A 22472-nucleotide genomic window follows, 5' to 3' on the forward strand; every position below is an offset into this window, starting at 1 on the left:
CGTGAAAGGGATTCGATGACCGACACGCTGTCGCGCACCCGCCGAGGTGGCGAACACCGGCCGCTGGAGGAAGGCTTCCTCTACCGCTGGGCCGTCTGGGCGGCGCTCAATCCAGTGAAGGTCATCCTGGTCTGGCTGGTGCTGCTCGCCGGCGCGGCCGTCTCGGCCGGCTACTTCACCTCGCACCTGACCGGCAACACCAACTCCGTGATCGGCTCCGACTCGGAGAAGGCCGCCGAGCTGATCAGCGCCGAGTTCCCCGACACGCCGAGCGAGACCGACTTCGTGGTCCTGCACTCGACCTCGATCGACGCGCAGGACCCGGCGTTCCGCGAGGTCGTCCGCACCGCTGTCGAGCGCTACCGCCAGGCCCCGGACGTGCGCACCGTGGTCAGCCCGTACGACGCGCCGGACCGGCTCATCGCCCCCGGCGGGAAGACCGCGCTCGTGCCGGTCAGTCTCGACGGCGACGACAAGAAGCTCCAGGAGCAGGCCGGGCCGCTCGGCGAGATCGCCGAAGGGCTCGGCACCGGCCAGGTGGAGGCGTACTTCACCGGCGTCTCGCCGCTCGCCGCGGCCGCCGTCGAGCAGGGCAACGAGGACCTGTCCATGGCCGAGACGATCGGCTTCCCGGCCGCCGCCATCGTGCTGCTGCTCGCGTTCGGGTCGCTCGTGGCGGCCGCCATCCCGCTCCTGCTCGGTGTCGTCGCCGTGCTCGCCGCGTTCGGCGCGCTCGGCATCGCCACCCACTTCACCACCTTCGACGTGTTCGTGCAGACCGCCGTCAGCATGGTCGGCATCGCGCTCGGCATCGACTACACGCTGTTCATCGTCACCCGGTTCCGCGAGGAACTGGCGAAAGCCGGTGACAGCGGCCGTCCGGAACGGGCCCGGGCCATCGGGCGCACCGTGGCCACCGCCGGGCAGGCCGTCCTGTTCTCCGGCATCACCGTCGTCGTCTCGCTGGCGGGGCTCTGGCTGGTCCGCTCCGCGAAGGTCTATTCGATGGCCGTCGGCATGACAGTTGCCGTGCTGGTCATGATGCTCATCGCGGTCACCCTGCTGCCCGCCCTGCTCGGTCTTCTGGGCCCCCGCATCAACCGCTTCGCGCTGCCCTGGGCCCGCCGGTCGCTGGCCCACCCGGACCCGGAGCACTCCGGCTGGGCCAAGGCCATCGCCGTGGTCATGCGCCGTCCGCTGCTCGTGGCCGCGCTCGGCACCGTCCTGCTCGGCGCCCTGTCCATCCCGGTCTTCCACCTCCAGTACGGCGTCGACCTCGGCGCCGGCGCGGTGGCCGAGTCGCCGCCGGGCAAGGGGTACGGCATCGTCTCCGAGGCGTACGCGCCCGGCGTGCTCGCCCCGATCACAGTTGTCGTCTCGGCCGGCGGCGACCGGTTCACCGACGCGCAGCTCGACGCCGTCGCCCGGTTCAGCGACCAGGCCGCCGGCAACCGGGAGGCCGCTGACGTCGTGAGCGTCACCCGGGTGCTCGACGCCCAGGCCAAGGGGCACACCACCGCCCACCTCGAAGCCGCGACGCGCGCCGCCGGCCCGGCCCTGGCCGAGCTGGTGAGCCGGGACGGGGACACCACTGTGGTCACCGTCCGTCCACGGCACGGCGCGGACACCGACGAGACGGCCAATCTGGTACGCGAGCTGCGCACTCAGGCCGGTGGCGCCTTCGCCGGCACCGGGCTGACCGCTCACGTCGGCGGTGGCCCCGCCGAGATCGTGGACATCACCGACGAGAGCTCCCGGGCCATGCCGCTGGTCATCGGCGCCGTGCTGGCGGCGAGCTGGCTGCTGCTGTTGATCGCCTTCCGCTCGCTGGTCCTGCCGTTCGAGGCGATCTTCATGAACCTGCTCACCTCGGGCGCGGCCTTCGGCGCGGCAGTGCTGGTCTTCCAGGAGGGGCACGGCGCCGACCTCCTCGGCGTCGAGCGGACCGGGTTCATCCAGGTGATCCTGCCGCTGTTCGCGTTCGCCCTGGTCTTCGGGCTCTCCATGGACTACCAGGTGTTCATGCTCTCCCGGATGCGCGAGGAGTGGGACCGTACCGGCGACAACGCCGCCGCCGTCCAGCTCGGACTGACCCGCACCGCGAAGGTGATCACCGCCGCCGCGGCGATCATGGTCGTGGTCTTCGCGTCGTTCATGTTCACCCGCATCCTCGAGATCAAGCAGATGGGCTTCATGCTGGCCCTGGCCGTGCTGATCGACGCGACGATCGTCCGGCTGCTGCTGGTCCCGTCCCTGATGCGGCTCATCGGTCGCGGAAACTGGTGGCTGCCCGGCTGGCTGGACCGGATCCTGCCACGCACCCGGCACTGACCGCGGCGCCGTCGAGGTCCCGCCGGACCGGCACGATCCGGCGGGACCGGCCGTTCGGGGCGGCCGGGCGGCCCGCTCAGGCGGCGGCCGGCTCGACCAGCTCGACCAGGATTCCACCCGCGTCACGCGGGTGGACGAAGTTGATCCGGGAGCCGGCCGTGCCGCGCTTGGGCTGCTCGTAGAGCAGCCGTACGCCGCGCTCACGCAGCTCGGCGGAGGTCTCCTCGACGTCGTCGACGGTCCAGGCGATCTGCTGCACGCCCGGGCCGGACTGGCTGAGGAAGCGGGCGATCGGTGAGGTCGGGGTCAGCGGGGCGAGCAACTGCAGCCGGCCATGGGCGGGGTCGGGGCCGATCGACATCATCGCCTCCCGGACTCCCTGCTCGGCGTTCTCCTCCACGTGTACGCACCGCATGCCGAAGACGGTCTCGTACCGCTCGATCGCCTCGTCCAGATCATTCACCGCCAGGCCGATGTGGTCGATGCCGCGCAGGCCGATTCCGGACAGCGCAGACTGCTGCGCCGAAGGTGAAAGCTCGTCAGACATGTCGTCAGCCTAGTGCCGGAGACGGGTTCTTCGAATAGGCGTCCATCGACGGAATGACGACCGGCGAGGGCGTGCGTGGCGTCCGGGCGAGGCGCTTGCCCCGCGTCCGAACCGGCCGTACCTTACATCGATGATCCTCAGTGACGGGTCGTCCCGGGACGTCGGCCACGGCGCTCCGCCGCCCGAGGACCTCGGCGGCATCGCCTACCTGCGCGGACTGTCCAGACGCGGGCTCCTCACCGGCGCCGCGCTGGCCGCGTCCGGGGTGTCGGCCGCCTTCGCCCTGCTGCCCGGCTCCGCCCGGGCCGCCGGCGGCTACCAGCGGCCGTGCGGACGTGTCCGCATCTCCAGTTCCTGGCAGGACCACCGGAACCGGACGCCGCCCTCGGCCGAGCCGGGCACCGACTACGCGGTCGGCGCCGGCACCCCCGTCATGGCGGCGGCGAACGGCACGATCCGGTTCGTGAAGGCCGACACGTCCACGGCCACCGGGCGGGTCGTGGGGATGGCCCACGACGACGGCAACTACACCCGGCACCTGCACCTGTCGGCGGTCGCCGTCTCACCCGGTCAACGTGTGTCGCGTGGCCAGACCATCGCGTACTCCGGCGCCTCGGCCAACGGCAGCGAGTCCGGCGTCGGGCCGCACGTGCACACCAGCCTCTGGCTGAACACCGCCAGTCCGACGGATTTCCGCGCGACAGTCGATTTCGAGAGCTGGGCCGGAGACGTCACCAACCCGAACCCGCCCGACCAGGAGGCAGACGACGTGTTCATCGCGAACGTGAAGGGCAACTGGTATCTCGTGGTCCCCCAGGGCACCGGCAAACCGCGGGCGGTGGTCCTCGGCGGCGACAGCAACGCCGCCGCCTCCGGCATCCCCGTCCTGAACTTCACCTGGGATCCGTCGATCAGCGCGCTGCGGGCCGCGGTCGACGGCATCGGCTGACCCGATCCCGCGTCCGACCGCGGCCCGTGCGCGCGGGACCAGCGGTCAGCGCCGGGCCGGCTCCGCCCGGGCGACGACCGCGCCGTCCACGAGCGTGCCCGCCGCGCCGAGGTAGCCGGCCGGATCACCGATCCGGGCCAGTTCCTCGGCGGTGTAGCGGCCCCGCAGCTCCGGCGTCTCCGCCAGGACGTCGTACAGTGCGCGATCGGTCGCGTCGGCCTCCGCGGCGGCCCGGGTCAGCACCTCCTTGATCCGGTCCCGGCCGACGACGGGGGTGAGCCGGGCGGCGACCCGTTCGGAGGTGAGCTGGCCCCGGGTCAGCGCCAGGTTGGCCGCCATCCGCTCCGGGCGCACCACGAGCCCCCGCGTCAGCGTCACGGCCGCCTCCGCGGCGGCCCCGGTGAGCCGCAGGCACTCGCGCAGCAGCAGCCACTCGGCGTGCCACACGCCGGCGGACCGCTCGTCCTCGCTGAGCAGCGCCTGGGTGAGCCCGGCCGCCAGCGGCGGCACCTGGAGCGCGGCGCTGCGGATCAGCGTGGCGAAGACCGGGTTCCGCTTGTGCGGCATCGCGGAGGAGGCGCCGCGCCCGCTGGCCGCCGGCTCGGCCACCTCGCTCACCTCGCTGCGCGCCAGCGAGAGCACGTCGACGGCGATCTTGCCGAGCGCGCCCGTCACGAACGCGAGCACCGCGGCGAGGTCGGCCAGCGGCGTACGCAGGGTGTGCCAGGGCAACGCAGGCCGGCTCAGGCCGGTCTCCTCGGCGAACGCCGCCACGAGGCGGTCCACGTAGCCGGGGTCCGGCTCGGCCGCGCCGTCCAGCGCCGCGTACTCCAGATAGCCGGCCAGCGTGCCGGCCGCGCCGCCGAGCGACACCGGCAGGCCCTGGTCGCGTACCCGGCACAGCCGCACCCGGGCGTCGCACAGCAACTGGTGCCAGCCGGCCGCCTTCAGCCCGAACGTGGTGGGGGCGGCGTGCAGGGCCAGCGTCCGCCCGGCCATCGGCAGGTCGCGGTGGGTCAGCGCCAGCCCGGCGAGCGCGTCGACGGCGGCGGCGAGGTGGTCGTCGATGACGGTGAGCGCCCGGTGCGCGACTGTCATCGCCGCGGTGTCCAGGATGTCCTGGCTGGTGGAGCCACGGTGGACGTACTCGGCGGAGGCCGGGTCCAGCTCGGCGACCGCGCGGGTCAGCTGGGCCACAAGCGCCACCACCGGGTTCGCGGTGTCCCGGGACGCCACCGCGACGCCCCGCAGGTCGAACAGCTCGGCCCGGGCGGTCCGGGTGATCACCGCGGCGGCCTGGACGGGCAGCGTGCCCAGCCGCGCCTGGGCCCGGGCGAGCGCCGCCTCGGCGTCCAGCATGGCCTGCAGCCAGGCCCGGTCGCCGACCACCGGCTCGATGCTCGTGCCGGCGCGCACCGGTGAGAGCAGGCCGCTGTCCACCGCCACTTCGAGGGTGTCGATCACACGATCACCCCCGGGAAACGGGCCGCCCCGGTGGCCGCGCGGTCGGCCACCGCATGTCCGGCCGGCGCGAGCGAGCGCACCTCGGCGGCGATCGCGTCGGCGTCGGCCAGGATCACCGAGTCGCTGCCCGGCCGGATGCCGGCCGCCGTCACCCAGTGCACCGACTCGGTGGGCACACCGAACGCGAACCGGCGCGGGTGCGGCTGATCCTGGGCGTCGACGACCCGGTAGGGACGTTCGGTCACGGCGAGTCCTCCTGTCTCGTACGTGCCGCCGTCGTAGGGGATCCGGTACGGCCGGCACTGTTCGGTGTCGAGCATGTGGCGCAGCAACGGGTCGGCGGTGCCGCGCAGGTCGGGTTCCGGCAGCCGCGCCTCGATGAGGACGCCGGCGCGGACCGGGGGACCGGGCACCGTCCGGGACGTCGCTTCGAACGCGGGTGTCTCGGTGTCGATGACGATCTGGGTGTCCGGCCCGGTCAGTTCCAGCACACCGGCCTCGATCAGCGCGATCGTCTCCTCGATGCGCCGGGCCGGCGGGCCGATCGAGAGGAACGCGTTGAACGGGGTGAACCAGCCGGTCAGCTCGTCGCGGTACGAGTCGCCGTCGATCCCGCTGTGATCGACCGCCAGGCGGACCTCGTTGCGCAGGTCACGCAGGACGTCCAGCGCTGCCTTGAGCGGCCCGTCGACGTTGCCGGCCCGCGCGTGCGCCACGTCCCGGGCCAGGTGCTCAAGCGCCCAGGCGCGGAAGTCGTCCCGGTCGCGGAACTCGCGCCCGCGGTACGGGTGGGCCAGCCGGTCCCAGTCCCAGCGCCGCTGCGGCGGTATCGGGTACTCGTCGAGCAGCGCCGGCCGCCGCTCGGCGGGTGTCGCGAGGTAGCGCAGCGTGAAGCTCTCGGCCCGGCCGGCGTGCCCGGTGCGGCGCAGCAGCGTCGCGTAGTAGACGCTCTCCACCTCGGCGGCGATCAGCGGCCACACGTCGCGACGGAACCGGATCGACTCGCCGCGGGCGCGGCGGGCGCGCAGCCGCGCCACGGCCTGCGCGGTCAGCAGCCGGGGCAGGTGCCGGCCGGTCACGCCCTTCTGGTTGTCGCCCCGGGCGTGCGCCGGGATGCCCCGGCGGGAACTGGCGGACAACCTCGGTTCGGCGCCGCTGGGCCGGTACCGCAGCCGTCCGCCCTCCTCGGTGAAGCTGCCGCCCCGGCCGACGGTCAGCAGGATCAGGTGGTCGAAGAACGTCAGGCCCAGCCCGCGCAGCAGCACCGGGGCGCCCGCCGGGAGGTGGCTGAGGTCGACGTCGGCGGGGTTGGCCTGGGGGAGATAGGTGAGTCCGTGGACCCGGGACAGGCTCGCCGTGCGTGCCTGCCGGGGATCCAGCCGGGCGGCGGCGTGGCCCAGGGCCAGCACCACGGCGTCCAGGTGGTGCAGCCGGGTGCCGTCGGCCAGCCGGACGCCCTGCGGACCGCCCGGCACGCCCGACGTGTCGGCGCTGGCCACCGCGCGGGAGCGGTGGCACCGGATCGAGACGTGCGGCGGCGCGCGGCGCACGATCCGGCGGAAGCTGGCCCGCAGGTAGTGGCCGTAGAACGCCCGGGTCGGATAGTCGTCGGGGCCGAGGGCGCGCGCCTCGTCGAGCACGTCGGGGTCGAGCGCGCCCCGCGGTCCTGCCGACGCCACGCTCCGGGCCCACTCGTACAGGCTCGGCCCGGGCTCGATCGGCCCGGCCAGGCGGCAGCTCGGATCGGTGTAGACGGTGATCTGTGAGGCGACGGTGTTCGTCAGCAGCAGCCGGGACTGGTCGGTGCGCCACACCGCGCCGGCGCCGGGCGCGGCGGGGTCCACCACGTGCACGGTGAGGCTGGCGCAGGCCCGGTCGTGCCGTTCCTGGGCGCAGAGCCGCTCCAGGACGGACAGTCCGCGCGGGCCCGCGCCGACGATGCAGATCCGCAGGTGGCGCGGGCCTGTCATCGCACGGCCTCGCTCGGGCGCTCGCCGCGCACCCGGGCGGCGTGCATCCAGGCCACCGCCGTGTGCAGCTCCTGTGGCGTCATCGCGGTGAGCGCCCGGTTGCGGGCCGTCGCCGCGTCCCCGGCGGCGTGCCAGAGCCGGATGCTGTCGCGGGAGACGGCCTGCACCGCGGCGGTCCGCTCCCGCCGTTGCGCGACGTAGCGGCGGAGCACCTCGGGCACCGGCTCGGCGCCGTCGCCGAGCAGGTCGCCGAGCACCACCGCGTCCTCCAGCGCCTGGCAGGCCCCCTGCGCGGCGTAGTGCAGCATGGGGTGCGCGGCGTCGCCGAGCAGGGCGACCCGGCCGTCGGCCCAGTCGTCGACGGGCGGCCGGTCGACGAGCACCCAGGCCCGCCACTCGTCGCTGAGGCGCAGCAGGTCACCGACCGCGCCGAGGCGCGACATCGCGGCCCGGACCAGTGTGCCGTCGGTGGGCCGGCCGGCGAACAGGGTGGGCGCGCCGTCGGCGTGACTGGCGGCCATGTTCAGGTACGCCCCGCCGCTGATCGGGTAGTGCACGAAGTGGCAGTCCGGTCCGGCCCACCAGGTGACCGCGTCCCGGCGTACCCGGGCCGGCACCTGGGACATGGGGACTATGGCGCGGTACGCGGTGATGCCGGAGTTGCGCGGCTCGCCGTCGCCGACGAGCTGGCGGCGGATGCGGGAGTGGATGCCGTCGGCGCCGATCACCATGTCGGCGGGGATCCGTTCGCCGGAGTCCAGGCGCACGGCGGCCTCGGCCGCGTTCTGGTCGTAGCCGGCCACCGAGGCGGCCGGGCGCAGCGTGATCCGGGGCAGCCGCCGGGCCGCGTCGAGCAGGCGGCGGTGCAACTCGGCGCGGTGCACCACCACGTACGGGCTGCCGAACCGGCGCTGGTAGCGCTCGGTCAACGGCATGCTGGTGACGTGGGCGCCGGTCACGCCGTCCATGAACCGCAGTTCCGCCATGGCGACCGCGGTGGCCCGCACCTGCGGTCCCACACCGAGCGCGTCCAGCGCGTGCAGGCCGTTGGGGGCGAGCTGGATGCCCGCGCCCAGCTCGGTGAACTCGGGCTGGCGTTCCAGGACCGTCACGTGATGTCCGTGCGCCGCGACCGCCAGCGCCGTGGCGAGCCCGCCGATGCCGCCCCCGGCCACGACCACGCGCACGGGCGTCCGGGTGCTCATCCGGCCGCGCTGTCCCGGTCGAGCAGCTGCCGGGCCAGCTCCAACCGTTTGATCTTGGTGGTGGCGGTCTGCGGGAGATCCGCCAGGCGCCGCTGCACCGGACGGGCCATCGGCGGCAGCGTGGCGACCGCGCCGGCCCAGCGGTCGATGTCGATCGGCAGGTCCTCGCTGGTGCAGATCACCGGCACGGGCGGCCCGTCCGGCGCCGGCAGGATGATCACCTCGACGAGCTCGTCCAGCCGGGTGAAGAGCGTGTCCTCGACCGCCAGCGTGCTGCCGAACCCGTCGATCTCGTCGACCTCGCGGTCGAGCAGGTGCAGGCAGCCCAGCCGGGTGCGGTAGCCCAGGTCGCCCATCCGCCACCACGATCCGTGGCGCTGACCCTCGTACCGCTGCTGCTCGCCGAGGTAGGTGACGATGCGCCCGTCGGTGCGTACCTCGATGTAGCCGGGGTTGTCGCGGGTGGGCGGGCGTCCGTTGCGGCTGACCACCCGGATGTCGGTCATGCCGGGGAACGGCATGCCGACGCAGCGCCCGTCGGCGTCCTCGGGCCGGCGGCGGGTGAACGCGCGGGCCGCGACCGGGCCGACCTCGCTCTGCCCGTACAGCTGGCCGAACACCGGCTTGGGATGCGCGGAGGCCCCGAGCATGCGCCGGACCGTACGCGGGTGGATGGCGTCGAAGGTGCTGCTGAAGTAGCGCACGGTGGCCAGCGGCGCGCGCGGGTCGTCGGCCAGCCGCTCCCACCGCAGGAACGAGTTGGGGTGGGTCTCCAGCACGCCCGGACGATGGGTCAGGAACAGGTCGGTGGCCTGGTCCGGGTCGTTGTCGGCGTGCACCAGCAGCGGGAAGCCGCGCAGCATCGTGATCGCCAGCGCGGTGAACAGGCGCGAGTGCACGAACGAGACGTGGATGGCGACCGGGCAGCGGCGCCGCACCAGCGCGGCGACCGACGCCTGCGGGCGGTAGCGCGCCTGCAGCGTCCGTCCGGTGTGCACGGCCAGCTTCGGCAGCCCGGTGGTGCCGGAGGTGTGGGTGACCAGGGTGGGATGGTCGGGGGACATGACGATCGGCGGGACGCTCGGCACACCGGTCAGGGCGCGCAGCGACGTGGCCGACGGATGGTCACCGGAGGCGAGCAGCACCCCGGCGACCGCCGGGAACACGGTGTCCGCCAGTTCCCCGTCGAGGGTGGCGCGGTCGGTCAGCAGGTACGGCCGGCCGGCCCGGCGGATCAGATGCAGCACCGTGGTGGCGTCGAGGTGGGGGGAGAGCAACACCGGCACGGCCCCGATCCGGGCCAGCGCGCACGCGCTCAGCGTGATGTCGAAGTTGTGCGACTTGTGGACCACCACGCGGTCGCCCGGTCGTACGCCGGCGGCGTGCAGGCGGGCGGCCAGGTCGGCGACCAGGCCGGCGACCGCGCCGACGGTGAGCCGCCGGCCGAGTTCCGGCGCCACGTCGAGGTCGTGGTCGAGGGTGATGCTGTTGTCCGGGTGCCGGGCCGCGGCCCGGTCGAAGAGTGTGCCCAGTCGGATGCCGCGATTGGCGATCGTCTGCAGCAACATGTCCGGCTCCTACCGTTCGGTCTCGATGATCGACTTGAGTCGGCGCAGCGTCTCGTGCAGATCGGCGCCGACCTTGGCGCCCCATTCGGTGACGAAACGCCGGCGCTCGTCGTCGTCCATGTCTCGGGTGATCTTGCGGATGCCCTCGGTGGGCTCGTCCATCCGGAAGTGGTGCGTCAGGCGGCAGCCGGCGCCCTCGGGGCTCATCCGGAAGGCCCACACGCTGCTCTGGGCGCGCCCCCGGCTGTCCCGCATCGCCCAGCTGAACTCGACGCCGGGGATCGCGGTGTGCACCTGCGACTCCGTGGTCCAGACGCCGCGGACGACCGGCGCCCAGGCGACGACGTCCTCGCCGCGGACGTTGTGGCCGCGGAACACCGCCCCGGCGGCGCCGGGACGGCCGCTGATCCACTCGCCTCCGGTGCACTCGGTGCTCCACTCCCGGCACCGGGGAAGGTCACTGACGAGCGCGTAGACCTCGTCCGGAGTGGCGTCGACGACGATTTCCGCCTGCGATTCGAACAGTGGCGTGGTGGTATCGGTTTCGGCCATGCGGAGAATCGTCGTTATCGGCTTCCCGAAGGGTCAAAGTGTTCGACTCTGATTCATCAGGTTCGACGTCTTTCGTGGCCGGGACGCCTATAATCCGGCGCAGATCCGCGACGCGACTAAGGACACGGGAAGAGCCATGGGGGGGAGCACGGAACAAGGCGCCGCCGTGCCCGGCTCCGCCGACGACGCCGGGGTGCCGCACGACGAAGGCGGTCTGCTGCGGGACATCGCCCGGCAGGGCCGGCGGCTGCTCGACGCGCCGGCCGCCTTCGTCGCCGTCGTGTCCGAGGACGGACCGACGATCACGGTACGGGCGGCGGACGGCCCCCACGAGGACGGCCGGCTGGACCTGCCCGGTCACCATCCCTCCGGCGCGGCGCTGCTGGACGGATCGCCGCTGTGGTGCGGTGACGCGGAATCCGCCCCGGCGACGTCCGGGCCGCACGAGGACGGCGCACTGCACGCGGTGGTCGCGGTACGTCTGGGCCACCTGCGCGGATACGCCCCCCGCCGGTCCGTCGCCGCGCTGTACCTCGCCGACCGGCGCCCCCGGACGGTCACCGAGGGGGAGCGCGTCCAGTTGACCTCGTTCGCCCGGCTCGCGGGCGCGGCGATGGAGAAGACGCAACTGCTGGACGTCGCGATCGCCCGGCTCTACGGGCTGGAGCAGCAGTCCGCCCGTACCGCCGCCGACCTGGACCGGATGCGGGCGCTGCGCTCCGCGCACTACGGCTTCATCGACCTGGCCGTGGCCCGCGGCGACGCGCGCGCCTTCGTGGTGGAGGCCGACCGGCGTCTCGGCGCGTCGGTGCGGCTGTGCACCGACGACGGTCTGGTGGTCGCCGCGAGCCGGTCCGCCGCCGCCGGACCGGAGCCGGGCGTGCCGGACGGCCGCCGCATGGTCGTCCCGGTGCTGGCCGGCGACCGGCGGATGGGAGACCTGCTGCTGGAGATGGACAGCCCGCTCGCCGACCCGGACGGGCAGCTCCTGCTCCTGATCGCCCAGGCGGCGGCGGTGATCCTGCGCCAGCTCGACGACAGCCGGGAGAGCCAGGCCCGTCGTGCCCTGCTCAACGAGCTGATCACCACGCCGCAGCCCACCGGCACGCTTGTCGAACGGGCCCGGCGGCTGGGCGTGCGCCTGGACCGGCCGTACGTCGTGGTGGTGTTGCGCCCGGACGGCGTCAGCCCGCACTGGGCGTCGATGTGGAGCGCGGCGTTCGCCGCCCGGGGTGACGGTCTGTCCGCGCTGCACGACGACGACATCGTGCTGCTGCTGCCGGGGGAGGCCGACCCGGCCGAGATCGCCCGGACGGCCGCGGAGGAGTCGGGCGCGCTCTTCGGCCGCCCGGTGACGGCCGCGGCGTCCGACAGCGGTTCCGGGCCGGAGCGGGTGGCGGTGCGCTACCGGCAGGCGCTGCGCTGCCTCGACGTCATGATCTCAATGGAGCTGGCCGGTCGCGGCGTGTCGGTACGGGAGCTGGGTTTCCTGCCGATGCTGCTGGCCGGCCGGGAGGGCATCGACCAGTTCATCGACGCCACCCTCCAGCCGGTGCTCGACTACGACAGGCACCGCGACGGCGACCTCGCCCGCACGCTCGACGCGTACTTCGAGGCCGGCCGCAGCCCGACCAACGCGGCCGAGCTGCTGCACATGCACCCGAACACGGTCACCCGGCGGCTGGACCGGGTGAAGCGCCTGCTCGGCCCGACCTGGCAACTCCCGGCACGGGCGCTGGAGATCCAGCTCGCGCTACGCCTGCACCGCCTGCTCACCGAGCTGTGACGCCGCGCCGTCCGGGACGACCAGGGCCCGCCGCCCGCGCATCTCGCCGTCCTCCACCATCCGGTGCGCCTCCCGCATCGCGGACAGCGGAAGCCGCACCACCTCGCGCGGGCGCAGCCGGCCGGCCGCGAGCAGCCGGTTGATGAAACCGGCCGCCTCCGCCAGTTCCGCGGTCGTGGCGAGCGAGATGACGAAACCGACTATCGACCTGTCGTTCGTGTACAGCTCACCGGCGGGCAGCGCCGGACGGGTCCGCGCGCCCGCGAGCAGCACGATCCGCCCCCGTACGGCGAGTTGCCCGACCGCCAGGTCCAGGTCGTTGGTGCCGGAGGTGTCCAGGTAGACGTGGACGCCCTCCGGGCAGGACGCGGCGAGCCGGTCACCGAGATCCGGTGCGGCGTAGTCGACCACCTCGACCGCGCCGGCGGCCCGGCAGAACGCCTCGTCCCGGGGCGCCGCGGTGGCGACCACGCGCGCGCCCAGCGCCGTCGCCGTCGTGATCAACGCGGAGCCGACGTTGCCGCCGCCACCGCCCACCACCACCGTCTCACCGGGGCGCATGCGGCCGTGCACCGCCAGCGCCAGGTAGGCGGTGGCGGCCGGGTGCAGCACGGTGACGGCCTCCACCGAGGCCGCCGCCGGTAGCGGGTACAGCCGGTCCGCGGGCACCACCACCTGTTCGGCGGCCGCGCCCTGACGCCCGCCGTGGCCCAGGCTGTTGCACCAGACCCGGTCGCCGGGGCGGAAGCCGGCCACGCCGTCACCGGCGTGCGCGACCACGCCCACCACGTCCCGGCCCACCACGAACGGCAGTGGGACCGGCGTACGGTACGTGCCGGCCCGCACGAACGTGTCGACGTGGTTGACGGTGGTGGCGAGCGTGTCGACCAGCACGTCGGTGGGGCCCGGCCGGGGCGCGGGCAACTCGCCGTACCGGATCTCGGTGGCCGGCCCCAGCCGGTCGACGTAGGCGGCCCGCACTGTCGTCATCGGCGGGCCGGCCCGCCGTCGTCGTTCTGGAAGAACGCCATGCGCGACGACTGGTCCGCGTACGGGCTCGGCGTCGGCGGCTTGTCCAGGACGATCCCGAACCACCGCCGGTACGCCTCCAGCAGCGCGTCGCCGTCGGTGAGCGTCTCGACGCTCCGGCGGTCGCCGGCGATGACCGTCAGCACGTCGCCCTGCAGGGTGACCCGGCCGTCGGCGGTGGGCAGCGTGCAGAACATGTTCCGCAGGAACGGCGAGTCCGGGCAGGTGCGGTACCACCACAGGTTCTGCCGGAAGTCGGCCAGGTCGGCCGGCTCGTCGTAGAACCGGTACTGCAGCGCGTCGTTGCGGTACACGTCGACGACCCCCGGCTCGACCCGCCGGGTGGCGAACCGGCCGTGCGGGTCCACGTACGGTTCGGCCGCGTCGAGCCGGAACGGAAACCGGCTGTTCTTGCCGAAGCCGACGTCGACCAGCCAGCGGGAGCCGGTCTCGGGCAGGTCCACGGTCAGCATCAGATGATTGTGCGGGCCGTTGAACCGCCCGGAGAGCCAAACCCGCCCCTGATGCAGCGTCACCGCGAAACCCAGCGCCCGCAACAGGAAGAACAGCGAGGTGTTGATCTCGAAGCAGCCGCCGCCGCGGCGCTGGCGGATCACCTTGTCCAGCACCCGCTCGTCCATGTAGATCTCGTGGCCCAGGTGGTAGTCCAGGTTCTCGAACGGCACCGTGAACGTGTGGCGTTCCTGCAGGTCGCGCAGCGCCGCCAGGTCCGGCCGCTCGGGGCGGGCGGCGCCGATCCGGTCCAGGTAGCCGCGCACCTGCTCGTCGGTCAGCACGGCTCAGTCCCGCTCGTACGACATGCGCATCGACTTCTTGACGTGCGGACTCGGCTTCGGCGGCGCGTCCAGCTTGATGCCGAAGTACTTGTCGTACGCCGCCAGCAGGTCGTCGTCGTTGGTGATCCGTTCGATGCGCCGCTCGTCGCCGTCGATCACGACGAGTTTGTTCTCCCGCAGGATGATGCGCCCGTTCTCGGTCGGCAGCGTGCAGGAGAGGTTCTGCAGGAAAGGCGAGTCCGGTGAGGTGCGGTACCACCACAGCACCTGCATGCCGTCGGCGGCCACGACCGGCTCGTCGTAGAAGCGGTACTGCAGCGCGTCGGCCCGGAAGACGTCGGTGGCGTTGTCGGCGACCCGCTTGGTGGAGAAGGTGCCGTGCGGGTCCTCCTGCGGCTGCGGCGACTCCAGCAGCAGCGGGTAGCGGCTGCTGCGACCCAGGCCGACGTCGCTCAGCCACCGCTGCTCGCCGATGCGCACCGTGGTCACCGAGTGGTTGTACGGCGGCGTGAACTCGTGACCGAGCCAGACCCGGCCCTGGTGCAGCGTGACGTCGAAGCCCAGCGCCTCCAGCAGGTAGTGGAACGCGTTGTTGATCTCACCGCAGCCGCCGCCGCGGTTCTGGTACACGATCTTCTCGACCACCCGCTCGTCGATGAAGATCTCCTTGCCGAGGTGGTAGTCGATGGTCTCGAACGGCACCGTCAGCTCGTGCTGCGCGTGCAGCAGCCGCAGCGCCTCGGCGTCGAGCCGCTCCGGCCGGGCCACACCGATGCGGTTCAGGTACGCGTCGACAAGCGTGTCGTCGAGCATGTGGTCACTCTCCTGTCGAGGGGAAGCGGGCGAACAGCTTCGCCGCGTTGGACCGGTTGACCGCGGCCCACCACCCCGGATCGAGGTCCGCGTGGCGCGCCACTCCCGCACCGATCGAGGCGCCGAAGGACTCCGGCATGAACGGGTAGTCGGAGCCGACCAGGACCCGTTCCGGATCGGCGAACAGCCGCAGCGAGGCGAGCGCGTGCCGGCCGCACATCGCCACGTCGAAGTAGAGGCGGCGGAGCAGGGCGAGGGGATCGTCCGGCAGGCGGTCGGCGAGGTCGCGGTTGATGACCGGGCCGTAGGTGAGCCGGTCGGCGTAGTAGGTGACCCCGCCGCCGCCGTGCGGCAGGATGATCCGCAGCTCGGGGAACCGCTCCAGCGTGCCGTTGTAGAGCAGCTGCGCCACCAGCCGCACCGTCTCGAACGGGAACTCGTACAGCGACAGCGGCAGCCCGAAGGCGGGCTGGCCGGTGGCCGGCGGCACCGCCGGGTGCACGAAGATCGGCGTGCGCCGCCGCTCGGCCTCGGCCAGCAGCGGATCGAGCCGGCGGTCACCGACGTAGAGCCCGTCGTAGTTGGTGAGCAGCCCGAGCCCGTCCAGGCCGAGCACGTCGACCGCGTGGACGAACTCCGTCACGCAGTCGTCGAGGTGGGGGAAGGGCAGCACCGCGAACGCGCCGAAGCGGCAGTCGCCGGCCGCCACGAACTCGGCCAGGTACTCGTTCAGCCGCCGCGCGAGAGCGCGGCTGCGGGCGCGGTCCAGCGACGGTACGCCCGGCCAGAGGCTGACCAGCGCGGCGCGTATGCCCTGCCGGTCCATCATGGCGATGCTGCCCGACCGGCTCCAGGTGGGGCGGTCGACTCCGGAAAGAACAGTGGAACCACCCAATTCGCGAAGCTCGGCCGCATAGAAATCGGGAATTATGTGATGGTGCACGTCGATGGCGTCCATCCACGGTGACCCGGCCGGACCGTTTACGGGTTTGGCGTCCACATCCGCATCGTGGTGATCGGAGCGCGCCCGGCCAAGGCGGTGCGGGTGAATATGTCACGTCGGTTCCGGCGGTTGCCCTGCCCGTTGCGGGTGCCATACATTGACCGCAGGTCTGGTCTGGAGGACCGTCGACACTATTCGCCGCGAAGTCGGTGCCCGTCCCTATCGCAATTTTCGCGATCGACGGCTGGTGAAGAAATGGACCTGGCGCATGCTCACATATTCGCGTGGCGACCGGCCGATCGGTGTGCTCGGCACCGGCTCCTACCTGCCCGGCCGGGTGGTGACTAACGACGAGGCGGCCGAGCACGCCGGCGTGACCGGCGACTGGGTGTTCGAGAAGACGGCGATCCGGCAGCGGCGGTGGGCCAAGCCGGACGAGGCGACCTCCGACCTGGCGATCGGCGCGGCGCGCATCGCGCTCGCGGACGCCGGCGTCGACCCGGCCGACCTGGCGCTCGTCGTGGTGGCCACATCGACGCCGGATTCGCCGCAACCACCCACGGCCAGCGTCGTCGCCCACGAGATCGGCGCCGGACGGGGTACCGCCGCGTTCGACGTCAACGCGGTGTGCAGCGGCTTCAGCTACGGGCTCGCGGTCGCCGAGCGGCTGGTGACCGCAGCGGGGGACCGGCCGGCGCTGGTGATCGGCGCGGACGTCTACTCGCGCATCCTGTCGCCGCAGGACCGCCGGACAGTGGTGCTGTTCGGCGACGGCGCGGGCGCCGCGGTGATCGGGGTCGGTGGCGCGCACCGGGTCGTGGCCACCCGGCTGCTCAGCTTCGCCGAGGCGCGCGGGCTGATCGGAGTGGCGGCCGGTGGCAGCCGCCTGCCGGCCTCGGAGCAGACGCTCCGGGACGGCTCGCACCACTTCCGGATGGACGGCCGGGGAGTACGCGAGTTCATCGACACGTACGTGGTCGCCGGCATCGCGGAGTTCCTGGCCGAGCACGGTGTGCCGCCGCACCGGCTCGGGCATCTGGTGCCGCACCAGGCCAACGGCCGGATCCTCGCCTCGATGGCGGAGCGGCTCGGGCTGCCCTTCGACCGTGTCGCCAGCACGTACACCGCCTACGGCAACACCGGCGCCGCCGCGGTGCCCATCACCTACGACCAGCTGTGCCGCTCCGGCCGGGTCCGCGTCGGCGACCTCGTGCTGCTCACCGCATTCGGCGGCGGGATGTCCATGGGGATGACCCTGCTCCAGGCCGGCTGAACCGTCCGGGCGGGCGCCGGTGCCCGGTGGTCATCGGCGCCCGTCGCGCGTCAGGAGGTGCGCCGCAGGGCCGGCTCCGGCCGGCCGTGCGTCGCGAGCACGGTGTGCGCCGCCGACGCCAGCGTCACGTGGCGGTGCCAGCCCCGGTACGAGCGGCCGGTGAAGTCGCGCAGTCCCACCTGGTCGCCGGTGGACTCCAGGTCGTCGGTGACCCGCCGGACCAGCGCCGCCCGGCGGACCAGGTCGGCGAGGCCGATGTCGCCGCGACTGGTCAGCCACAGCTGGCCGGGCTCACCGCGCCCCGGCGCGCTCAGCTCCACCAGAAGCAGGGGATCGTAGCTGCGGGTGCTGGGCAGCCGAACCGCGACGGTGCCGGCCAGCACCGGCGGGCGCGCCGTGAGCCCGAAGACCGGCCTGCGCTGGTGCCGTACGGTCGCCGCCAGGTCGCCGGCCGGCTCGGCGGTGGCGCCGGCGGCCGGGACCAGCCGCAGGCCGGCGGGCACCCGGACCAGCACCGGCGCTCCGGCGGCCCGTAACCGGCGGACCACCGCCTCGACGTCCATCTCCCGCGCGTCCACCACGACCAGCTCGCCGGCCGGCGCCCCCAGTTCCAGGTACGCCTCGACGGTGCAGGCGCCCAGCGACTGGGCGACCAGGTCGTCCGGGATGGCCGCGCGCCGGCGGCGCTTCTCGTCGGACAACCAGTCCTCGTTGAGGTGCAGCCGCCAGTTGACCGGCGTGACGACGCTCGTCGAGGCCGCCCAGAGACCAACCGCGTGCTGCGCGTTGAGGGACTGCCCCAGGCCCGGCGAGTACCGGCGGCCGACGCCCACCGAGTGCGTCCCGGCCTTGCGGATCAGGGTCGGGTGCAGCACCCAGGTCCGGGCCCCGCAGAGGCGCGTGACGTGCCGGGCGAGCGCCCGCCGGACCGGCATCCAGTCCCAGGTGGAGTCGCTGACGAAATGGTGCAGCGCCTGCTCCGCGGCGGGTTCCGTGGAGATCGCGGCGATGTTGCGGATCGACTTGCGTCCCCGGGCCAGCAGCAGCCCGCGGACGTACTCCCGGCCGCGCCGTCGCTGATCGCTGCGCGGCAGCCCGGCCAGGATGTCGTCACACAGATCCGTCAGGTCCTCGTCCAGCAGCATCCTGCCTCCTCGCGGCGCGGCGGCGAATCCACACGAGCTTGGAACCCGCGGCGAGGATGGTCGAGGTGCTGGCGGCACCGCCCTCGGGGCCACAGTGGTTGGCCGAGGCGCAGGTCGCCGGGAGGCCCGCGGGGCGGGCGTCACTTGCCGATGTGCAGCGCCTCCCGGATGAACATCTGCGCGAAGGTCGGCGCGCCGGTGGTGGTCACCACGTCGATGAACTGGCCGACGTGAAGGTCCTCGGTCGCCTCCCGGACGAGCAGGTCGGCCAGGTCGGTGCGGGAGGTGAACCGGCCGGGGAGCCGGCGCGGCTCGGCCCGGTAGTCGGTCACGCCGTCACCGTCGAAGAGGCCGGCCGGACGAATGACCGTCCAGTCCAGACCGCTTTCCGACACCACCTTCTCCATCCGCGCCATGTCCTCGTAGACGGTGCGTCCCATCCGCAGCAGGATCGGCGCGATGATCTTCTTGAACGTGAACGTCTCGCCCTCGGCGTGCTCGCCGCTGGTGCCGGTCGACGTCACGCAGACCAGCCGGCGCAGGCCGTGGGCCCGCATCGCGGCGATCATGTTGGCGGCGCCCTCGGAGTAGGTTCGCACCGTCTCCTTCGTGTACGGCACACCCAGCGTCGAGATCACCGCCTGCTGGCCGGCGACGGCGGCGTCGACAGCCGCGGCGTCCAGCACGTCGGCGCCCACCACCCGCAGGTTCTCGCCCCGCACCGGGAAGGACTCCGGACGCCGGGTCACTGCTGTGACGACGTGGCCCCGGGCCATCGCCAGCTCGGTGGCCAGCCGGCCGGTGGGCCCGTTCGCGCCGAACACCACGAGTCTCATCTGGCCCCACCTCTTCGTCGGCGCGAGGGTCGAACGACGGTCCAGCAGTCGAACAACGTTCCGGTGCCCGACCAATGTACTACGCTCACGGGCGGAACAGGCAGATTTCGGGCGAGGCGGGTGACGGGATGGCGGAGCGGAGCCGGAGCCTGTGGCTACGGACGACGTCGGCGCGGCCCGACCCGCCGCTGACCGTCGAACGCATCACCGCCGCCGCGGTCGAGCTGCTGGACGAGGACGACGTCGGGCAGCTCACCATGCGCCGCCTCGCCGACCGCCTCGGCGTCGGCACGACCACGCTCTACTGGCACGTGGACACCAAGGAGGACGTGATCGACCTCGCGGTCGACGCGGTGTTCGCCGCCACGCCGCCACCGCCACCCGGCGACGACTGGCGGGCGGACGTCACGACGCTGCTGACCGAGCGCCGTGCCGCGTTGCTGCGGCACCCGTGGTCGGCGGTGATGCGACGTCGTCCCGCGGTCGGCCCCGGCTTCCTGTCCTGGATGGAGTTCCTCCAGGCCACCCTGACCCGCGCCGGGTTCACCTCCCGGGACGTCACCGCGGCGAGCTGGGTGCTCTACAGCCACGTCCAGGGCTCCGCGGCCAGCCAGGCCACGCTGCGGTGGTCGGTGGCCGAACGCCGGGAGGGCCAGCTGATGCTGGAGCGGCACAGCGCCAGCTATCCCACACTGGCCGCGCAGCGACACCTGCTCGACGACGACTGGGACACGAACTTCGCGCTCGGGCTGGCGTACGTGCTCGACGGTCTGACCGCCCGCGCCGCAGCCGGCGCCACCTGAGGCCGGACACGCCGAACCGGCCCGCGCCGGGCGGGCCGGTTCACGTCGGAGTCAGAGGCCGAACTTCTCCGCCAGCAGCCGGCGGTCCACGTACTTGATCGCCGACGTGGTCTGCTCGCGGCCGATCTTGTACGCGGTGGCCACCTCGACCAGCCGCAGCGCCTGGTACTCGAGGGCGGCGAGGTTGTCCTCGTGGACGTTGTTCGCCTCGTGCCGGGAGACGCTGCACGTGCCGTACGGCGCGCCGTTGTTCGGCAGGCCGAGCACCTCGACGCTGGAGCCGTTCGGGACGATCAGCGAACCCCAGTGGCAGATGCAGTTGTGCAGCGCCAGGATGGCCGCCTGCTGCCCGGCGTGCGGCATCGAGCCGGACGCGAACACGGACACCACCTTGTTCGCCAGGTCACCCGGAATGGCGACCGGTCCGGAGTGGTCGATGAAGTCGAGGATCTGCGGAGCCGGCAGCCCGTAGTGCACCGGTGTGCCGATCATGATGGCGTCCGCCGCGACCAGGTCCGCGAGCGTGGCCACCGGGACGTCCGCGGTCTCGGCGTTGAGCTCGGCGTACGCCTTGTGGTCGAGCACCATCGGGCTGGGCAGGTCGGGCACCTTGTAGAGCTGCGCCTCCGCGCCCGCCTTCACCGCCGCAGCCGCCGCGGCCACGGCCATCTGGTAGGTATTCCCGCTGCGGGAGTGGAAGATGATTGCCACCTTGATCACAGGAACGCTCCTCACGAGTCGATGCGCCTGGGCACCGCATGGGCCATCTACGGGCATCCTGTCGGCCGCGCCCCGCCCGGCAAACGGCGCGGATCTTAGTTAGTCACCTCGATGTCCGCCGGGGCCGCGACCTGACAGAACCGGCCCGTCACCGTTGACCGGTCCGTCCCGGTGCGGGTGTGCTGCGCCCATGTCGAACGCTTCCGCGGAACCGCCCGCCGCACCCACCGACCCCGCCGCGCTCCTGCCCCTGTTCGAGCGCGCGTTCAACAACCGCGATCTCGACCAGCTGGAGCAGCTCTACGAGCCGGACGCCCTGCTGATCCTCGCCCCCGGCACGGTTCTGACCGGCGACCAGAGGCGCGCGCGCAGCCGGGAGGAGCAGCACTTCCTGCCGATCAAGGTGGCCGTCCGCCACCAGTACGTCACCGGCGACATCGCCCTGGTGATCAACGACTACGTCCACGAGGGAACCGGACCCGACGGCACCCCGCTCCGGATCGAGGGCACCGCCGTCGACGTGCTCCGGCGCGGCGCGGACGGCGCCTGGCGCTGCGTCATCAGCAACCCCGCCGGCCTGGGCGCCGCCGATCCCACCGCACCCTGACCACTGTCGACACCGGGCCGCAGCGGCGCCGGTGACCGGCCGGCCGGACGGTCAGCCCGTCAAGCGGGCGACGATGTCGGCGGCCGGGCCCGGCGCGGCGGACGCGAAACCGGTCCCGGCCCACAGGTTCAGCGCCTCGGCGTCACCGAGACGTGCCGCCGCGGCCCGGATCGGCGCGGTCAGGTGGTGCACCGCCGGATAGGCGACCGGCGCCGCCGCGGAGTAGGCGTCGGTGAAGCGGTTGGCCAGGGCCCGCGCCGGATGACCGGTGAACGCCCGGGTGACCACGGTCCGGCGGAAGTCGCCGGAGAGCATCGCGGCGCGCTGCGCCGGCCGTGTACCGGCCTCGTCGGCGAGCAGGAACGCGGTGCCGCTCTGCACCGCCGCCGCGCCGGCCGCGCGCAGCCCCGCGACATCCTCGGCGGCCGAGGTTCCGCCGGCCACGACGACCGGCAGGTCCGTGACCGACCGTACGGCGGCGAGCAGGTCCCGCGCCTTGCCGCGCGGCCGGTAGCCGGACGGATCGGTGGTCGAGGCGTGCCCGCCCGCCGTGCCCGCCTGCGCGACGAGCGCGTCCGGTCCGGCGGCGACCGCCCGGCGGGCCTCGTCGGCCGAGGTGACGGTGATCAGCACGTGGCATCCGGCGCCGCGCAGCGCCCGCACCACGCCCGCCGGCGGTACGCCGAACGCGAAGCTCACGAGCGGGACCGCGTACGCCACCGCCAGGTCCACCTTCGCGGCGAAGTGGTCGTCGTCGTGCCGGCGCGGCGCCGGCAGGTCCACCCCGTACCGCTGTGCCTCCGGCAGCAACAACCGGCGGTACGCCTCCACCCGCGCCGGGTCCGGCTCCGCCGGGGTCGGCACGAAGATGTTGAGCCCGTACGGCACGCCGGCCGCGCGCGTCGCGCGTACCTGGTCCTCGACGGCCTCGGGGGTCTGGTAGCCGGCGGCGAGGAAGCCGACCGAGCCGGCCCGGGCGGCGGCGGTGACCAGCGCCGGGTTCGACGGACCTCCGGCCATCGGGGCGACCACGAGGGGAGGGAGCAGCTCGGTCATGGCGTGACCCTACGTCGGTTCCGGACGACAGCGAGTGCGGGGAACCCCGTCCAGGGGTTCCCCGCACCCTGTGGGGGA

At 73.2% G+C, this 22472-nt stretch carries 20 protein-coding genes; 6 read left to right on the forward strand and 14 right to left on the reverse strand.

Features of this window, described 5'->3' with window-relative positions; genetic code table 11:
* Positions 1–15 precede the first annotated feature (15 nt).
* Positions 16–2331 (forward strand): MMPL family transporter, encoded by a 2316-nt coding sequence (locus tag BAW75_RS00715; RefSeq protein WP_104112277.1) that lies wholly within the window; start codon positions 16–18, stop codon positions 2329–2331.
* 76 nt (positions 2332–2407) lie between these two features.
* Here the strand turns inward: BAW75_RS00715 and mce are convergent, their stop codons facing one another.
* Positions 2408–2878 (reverse strand): methylmalonyl-CoA epimerase, encoded by a 471-nt coding sequence (mce, locus tag BAW75_RS00720; protein WP_104112278.1) that lies wholly within the window; start codon positions 2876–2878, stop codon positions 2408–2410.
* A gap of 130 nt (positions 2879–3008) precedes the next feature.
* Here mce and BAW75_RS00725 point away from each other — a divergent pair, with 130 nt between their 5' ends.
* Complete coding sequence (locus BAW75_RS00725) at positions 3009–3827, forward strand: M23 family metallopeptidase (protein WP_064445517.1); 819 nt, start codon at positions 3009–3011, stop codon at positions 3825–3827.
* A gap of 45 nt (positions 3828–3872) precedes the next feature.
* On the opposite strand, the gene BAW75_RS00730 is transcribed toward BAW75_RS00725, so the two are convergent.
* The 5 genes from BAW75_RS00730 to BAW75_RS00750 are packed head-to-tail and all read right to left on the reverse strand — an operon-like array spanning position 3873 to position 10586.
* On the reverse strand, positions 3873–5291 hold the full coding sequence (locus tag BAW75_RS00730; RefSeq protein ID WP_104112279.1) for a nitrosuccinate lyase: 1419 nt from the start codon (positions 5289–5291) through the stop codon (positions 3873–3875).
* On the reverse strand, positions 5288–7261 hold the full coding sequence (locus BAW75_RS00735; protein ID WP_104112280.1) for an FAD/NAD(P)-binding protein: 1974 nt from the start codon (positions 7259–7261) through the stop codon (positions 5288–5290). The genes BAW75_RS00730 and BAW75_RS00735 overlap by 4 nt, the downstream gene beginning before the upstream one ends.
* Entirely contained in the window at positions 7258–8466 is a 1209-nt protein-coding gene (locus BAW75_RS00740) for an FAD-dependent monooxygenase (RefSeq protein ID WP_104112281.1), read from the reverse strand. Before BAW75_RS00740 ends, BAW75_RS00735 begins: the two co-directional genes overlap by 4 nt.
* A complete protein-coding gene (locus BAW75_RS00745; protein WP_104112282.1) occupies positions 8463–10034 on the reverse strand; it encodes a class I adenylate-forming enzyme family protein in 1572 nt (523 codons plus the stop codon). Before BAW75_RS00745 ends, BAW75_RS00740 begins: the two co-directional genes overlap by 4 nt.
* A 9-nt stretch (positions 10035–10043) precedes the next feature.
* Positions 10044–10586 carry an SRPBCC family protein gene (locus tag BAW75_RS00750; RefSeq protein WP_064445522.1) on the reverse strand — a complete coding sequence of 181 codons (543 nt, stop codon included), beginning with the start codon at positions 10584–10586 and terminating at the stop codon, positions 10044–10046.
* Between the two features lie 136 nt (positions 10587–10722).
* On the opposite strand from BAW75_RS00750, the gene BAW75_RS00755 reads away from it, so the two are divergent.
* The gene (locus BAW75_RS00755) at positions 10723–12372 is read left to right on the forward strand and encodes a helix-turn-helix domain-containing protein (RefSeq protein ID WP_146074781.1); all 1650 of its coding nucleotides are present in this window, start codon (positions 10723–10725) and stop codon (positions 12370–12372) included.
* On the opposite strand, the gene BAW75_RS00760 is transcribed toward BAW75_RS00755, so the two are convergent.
* Genes BAW75_RS00760 through BAW75_RS00775 form a run of 4 tightly spaced genes read right to left on the reverse strand, consistent with a single transcriptional unit; the run spans position 12340 to position 16011 of the window.
* Complete coding sequence (locus BAW75_RS00760; protein ID WP_244205980.1) at positions 12340–13362, reverse strand: alcohol dehydrogenase catalytic domain-containing protein; 1023 nt, start codon at positions 13360–13362, stop codon at positions 12340–12342. The genes BAW75_RS00755 and BAW75_RS00760 overlap by 33 nt on opposite strands.
* A complete protein-coding gene (locus tag BAW75_RS00765; protein WP_104112285.1) occupies positions 13359–14198 on the reverse strand; it encodes an arylamine N-acetyltransferase family protein in 840 nt (279 codons plus the stop codon). The genes BAW75_RS00760 and BAW75_RS00765 overlap by 4 nt, the downstream gene beginning before the upstream one ends.
* 3 nt (positions 14199–14201) lie before the next feature.
* Positions 14202–15011 (reverse strand): arylamine N-acetyltransferase family protein, encoded by an 810-nt coding sequence (locus tag BAW75_RS00770; protein WP_051610887.1) that lies wholly within the window; start codon positions 15009–15011, stop codon positions 14202–14204.
* A gap of 4 nt (positions 15012–15015) precedes the next feature.
* The gene (locus BAW75_RS00775) at positions 15016–16011 is read right to left on the reverse strand and encodes an amidohydrolase family protein (RefSeq protein WP_146074782.1); all 996 of its coding nucleotides are present in this window, start codon (positions 16009–16011) and stop codon (positions 15016–15018) included.
* A gap of 211 nt (positions 16012–16222) precedes the next feature.
* Between BAW75_RS00775 and BAW75_RS00780 the strand changes: the two genes are divergently transcribed.
* Positions 16223–17227: a 3-oxoacyl-ACP synthase III family protein gene (locus tag BAW75_RS00780; RefSeq protein ID WP_104112287.1), complete on the forward strand. Its 1005-nt coding sequence runs from the start codon at positions 16223–16225 to the stop codon at positions 17225–17227.
* Between the two features lie 50 nt (positions 17228–17277).
* Here BAW75_RS00780 and BAW75_RS00785 read toward each other — a convergent pair whose 3' ends face one another.
* Together BAW75_RS00785 and BAW75_RS00790 are read right to left on the reverse strand one after the other, a co-directional pair.
* On the reverse strand, positions 17278–18372 hold the full coding sequence (locus tag BAW75_RS00785; protein ID WP_064445527.1) for an IS701 family transposase: 1095 nt from the start codon (positions 18370–18372) through the stop codon (positions 17278–17280).
* Between the two features lie 140 nt (positions 18373–18512).
* A complete protein-coding gene (locus tag BAW75_RS00790) occupies positions 18513–19208 on the reverse strand; it encodes an NAD(P)-dependent oxidoreductase (protein ID WP_043323041.1) in 696 nt (231 codons plus the stop codon).
* A 128-nt stretch (positions 19209–19336) separates the two neighbouring features.
* Here BAW75_RS00790 and BAW75_RS00795 point away from each other — a divergent pair, with 128 nt between their 5' ends.
* On the forward strand, positions 19337–20011 hold the full coding sequence (locus tag BAW75_RS00795) for a TetR/AcrR family transcriptional regulator (RefSeq protein WP_104112288.1): 675 nt from the start codon (positions 19337–19339) through the stop codon (positions 20009–20011).
* Between the two features lie 51 nt (positions 20012–20062).
* Here BAW75_RS00795 and BAW75_RS00800 read toward each other — a convergent pair whose 3' ends face one another.
* The gene (locus BAW75_RS00800; RefSeq protein WP_073827920.1) at positions 20063–20731 is read right to left on the reverse strand and encodes an NAD(P)H-dependent oxidoreductase; all 669 of its coding nucleotides are present in this window, start codon (positions 20729–20731) and stop codon (positions 20063–20065) included.
* A 190-nt stretch (positions 20732–20921) separates the two neighbouring features.
* Between BAW75_RS00800 and BAW75_RS00805 the strand changes: the two genes are divergently transcribed.
* The gene (locus BAW75_RS00805; protein ID WP_104112289.1) at positions 20922–21338 is read left to right on the forward strand and encodes a YybH family protein; all 417 of its coding nucleotides are present in this window, start codon (positions 20922–20924) and stop codon (positions 21336–21338) included.
* Positions 21339–21389: 51 nt separating this feature from the next.
* Here BAW75_RS00805 and BAW75_RS00810 read toward each other — a convergent pair whose 3' ends face one another.
* Positions 21390–22394: an NAD(P)H-dependent flavin oxidoreductase gene (locus BAW75_RS00810; RefSeq protein WP_104112290.1), complete on the reverse strand. Its 1005-nt coding sequence runs from the start codon at positions 22392–22394 to the stop codon at positions 21390–21392.
* Positions 22395–22472: the final 78 nt, after the last annotated feature.

The sequence above is a fragment of the Micromonospora chalcea genome (genome assembly GCF_002926165.1).
In the GTDB taxonomy this organism is placed as follows: Bacteria; Actinomycetota; Actinomycetes; order Mycobacteriales; family Micromonosporaceae; genus Micromonospora; species Micromonospora chalcea.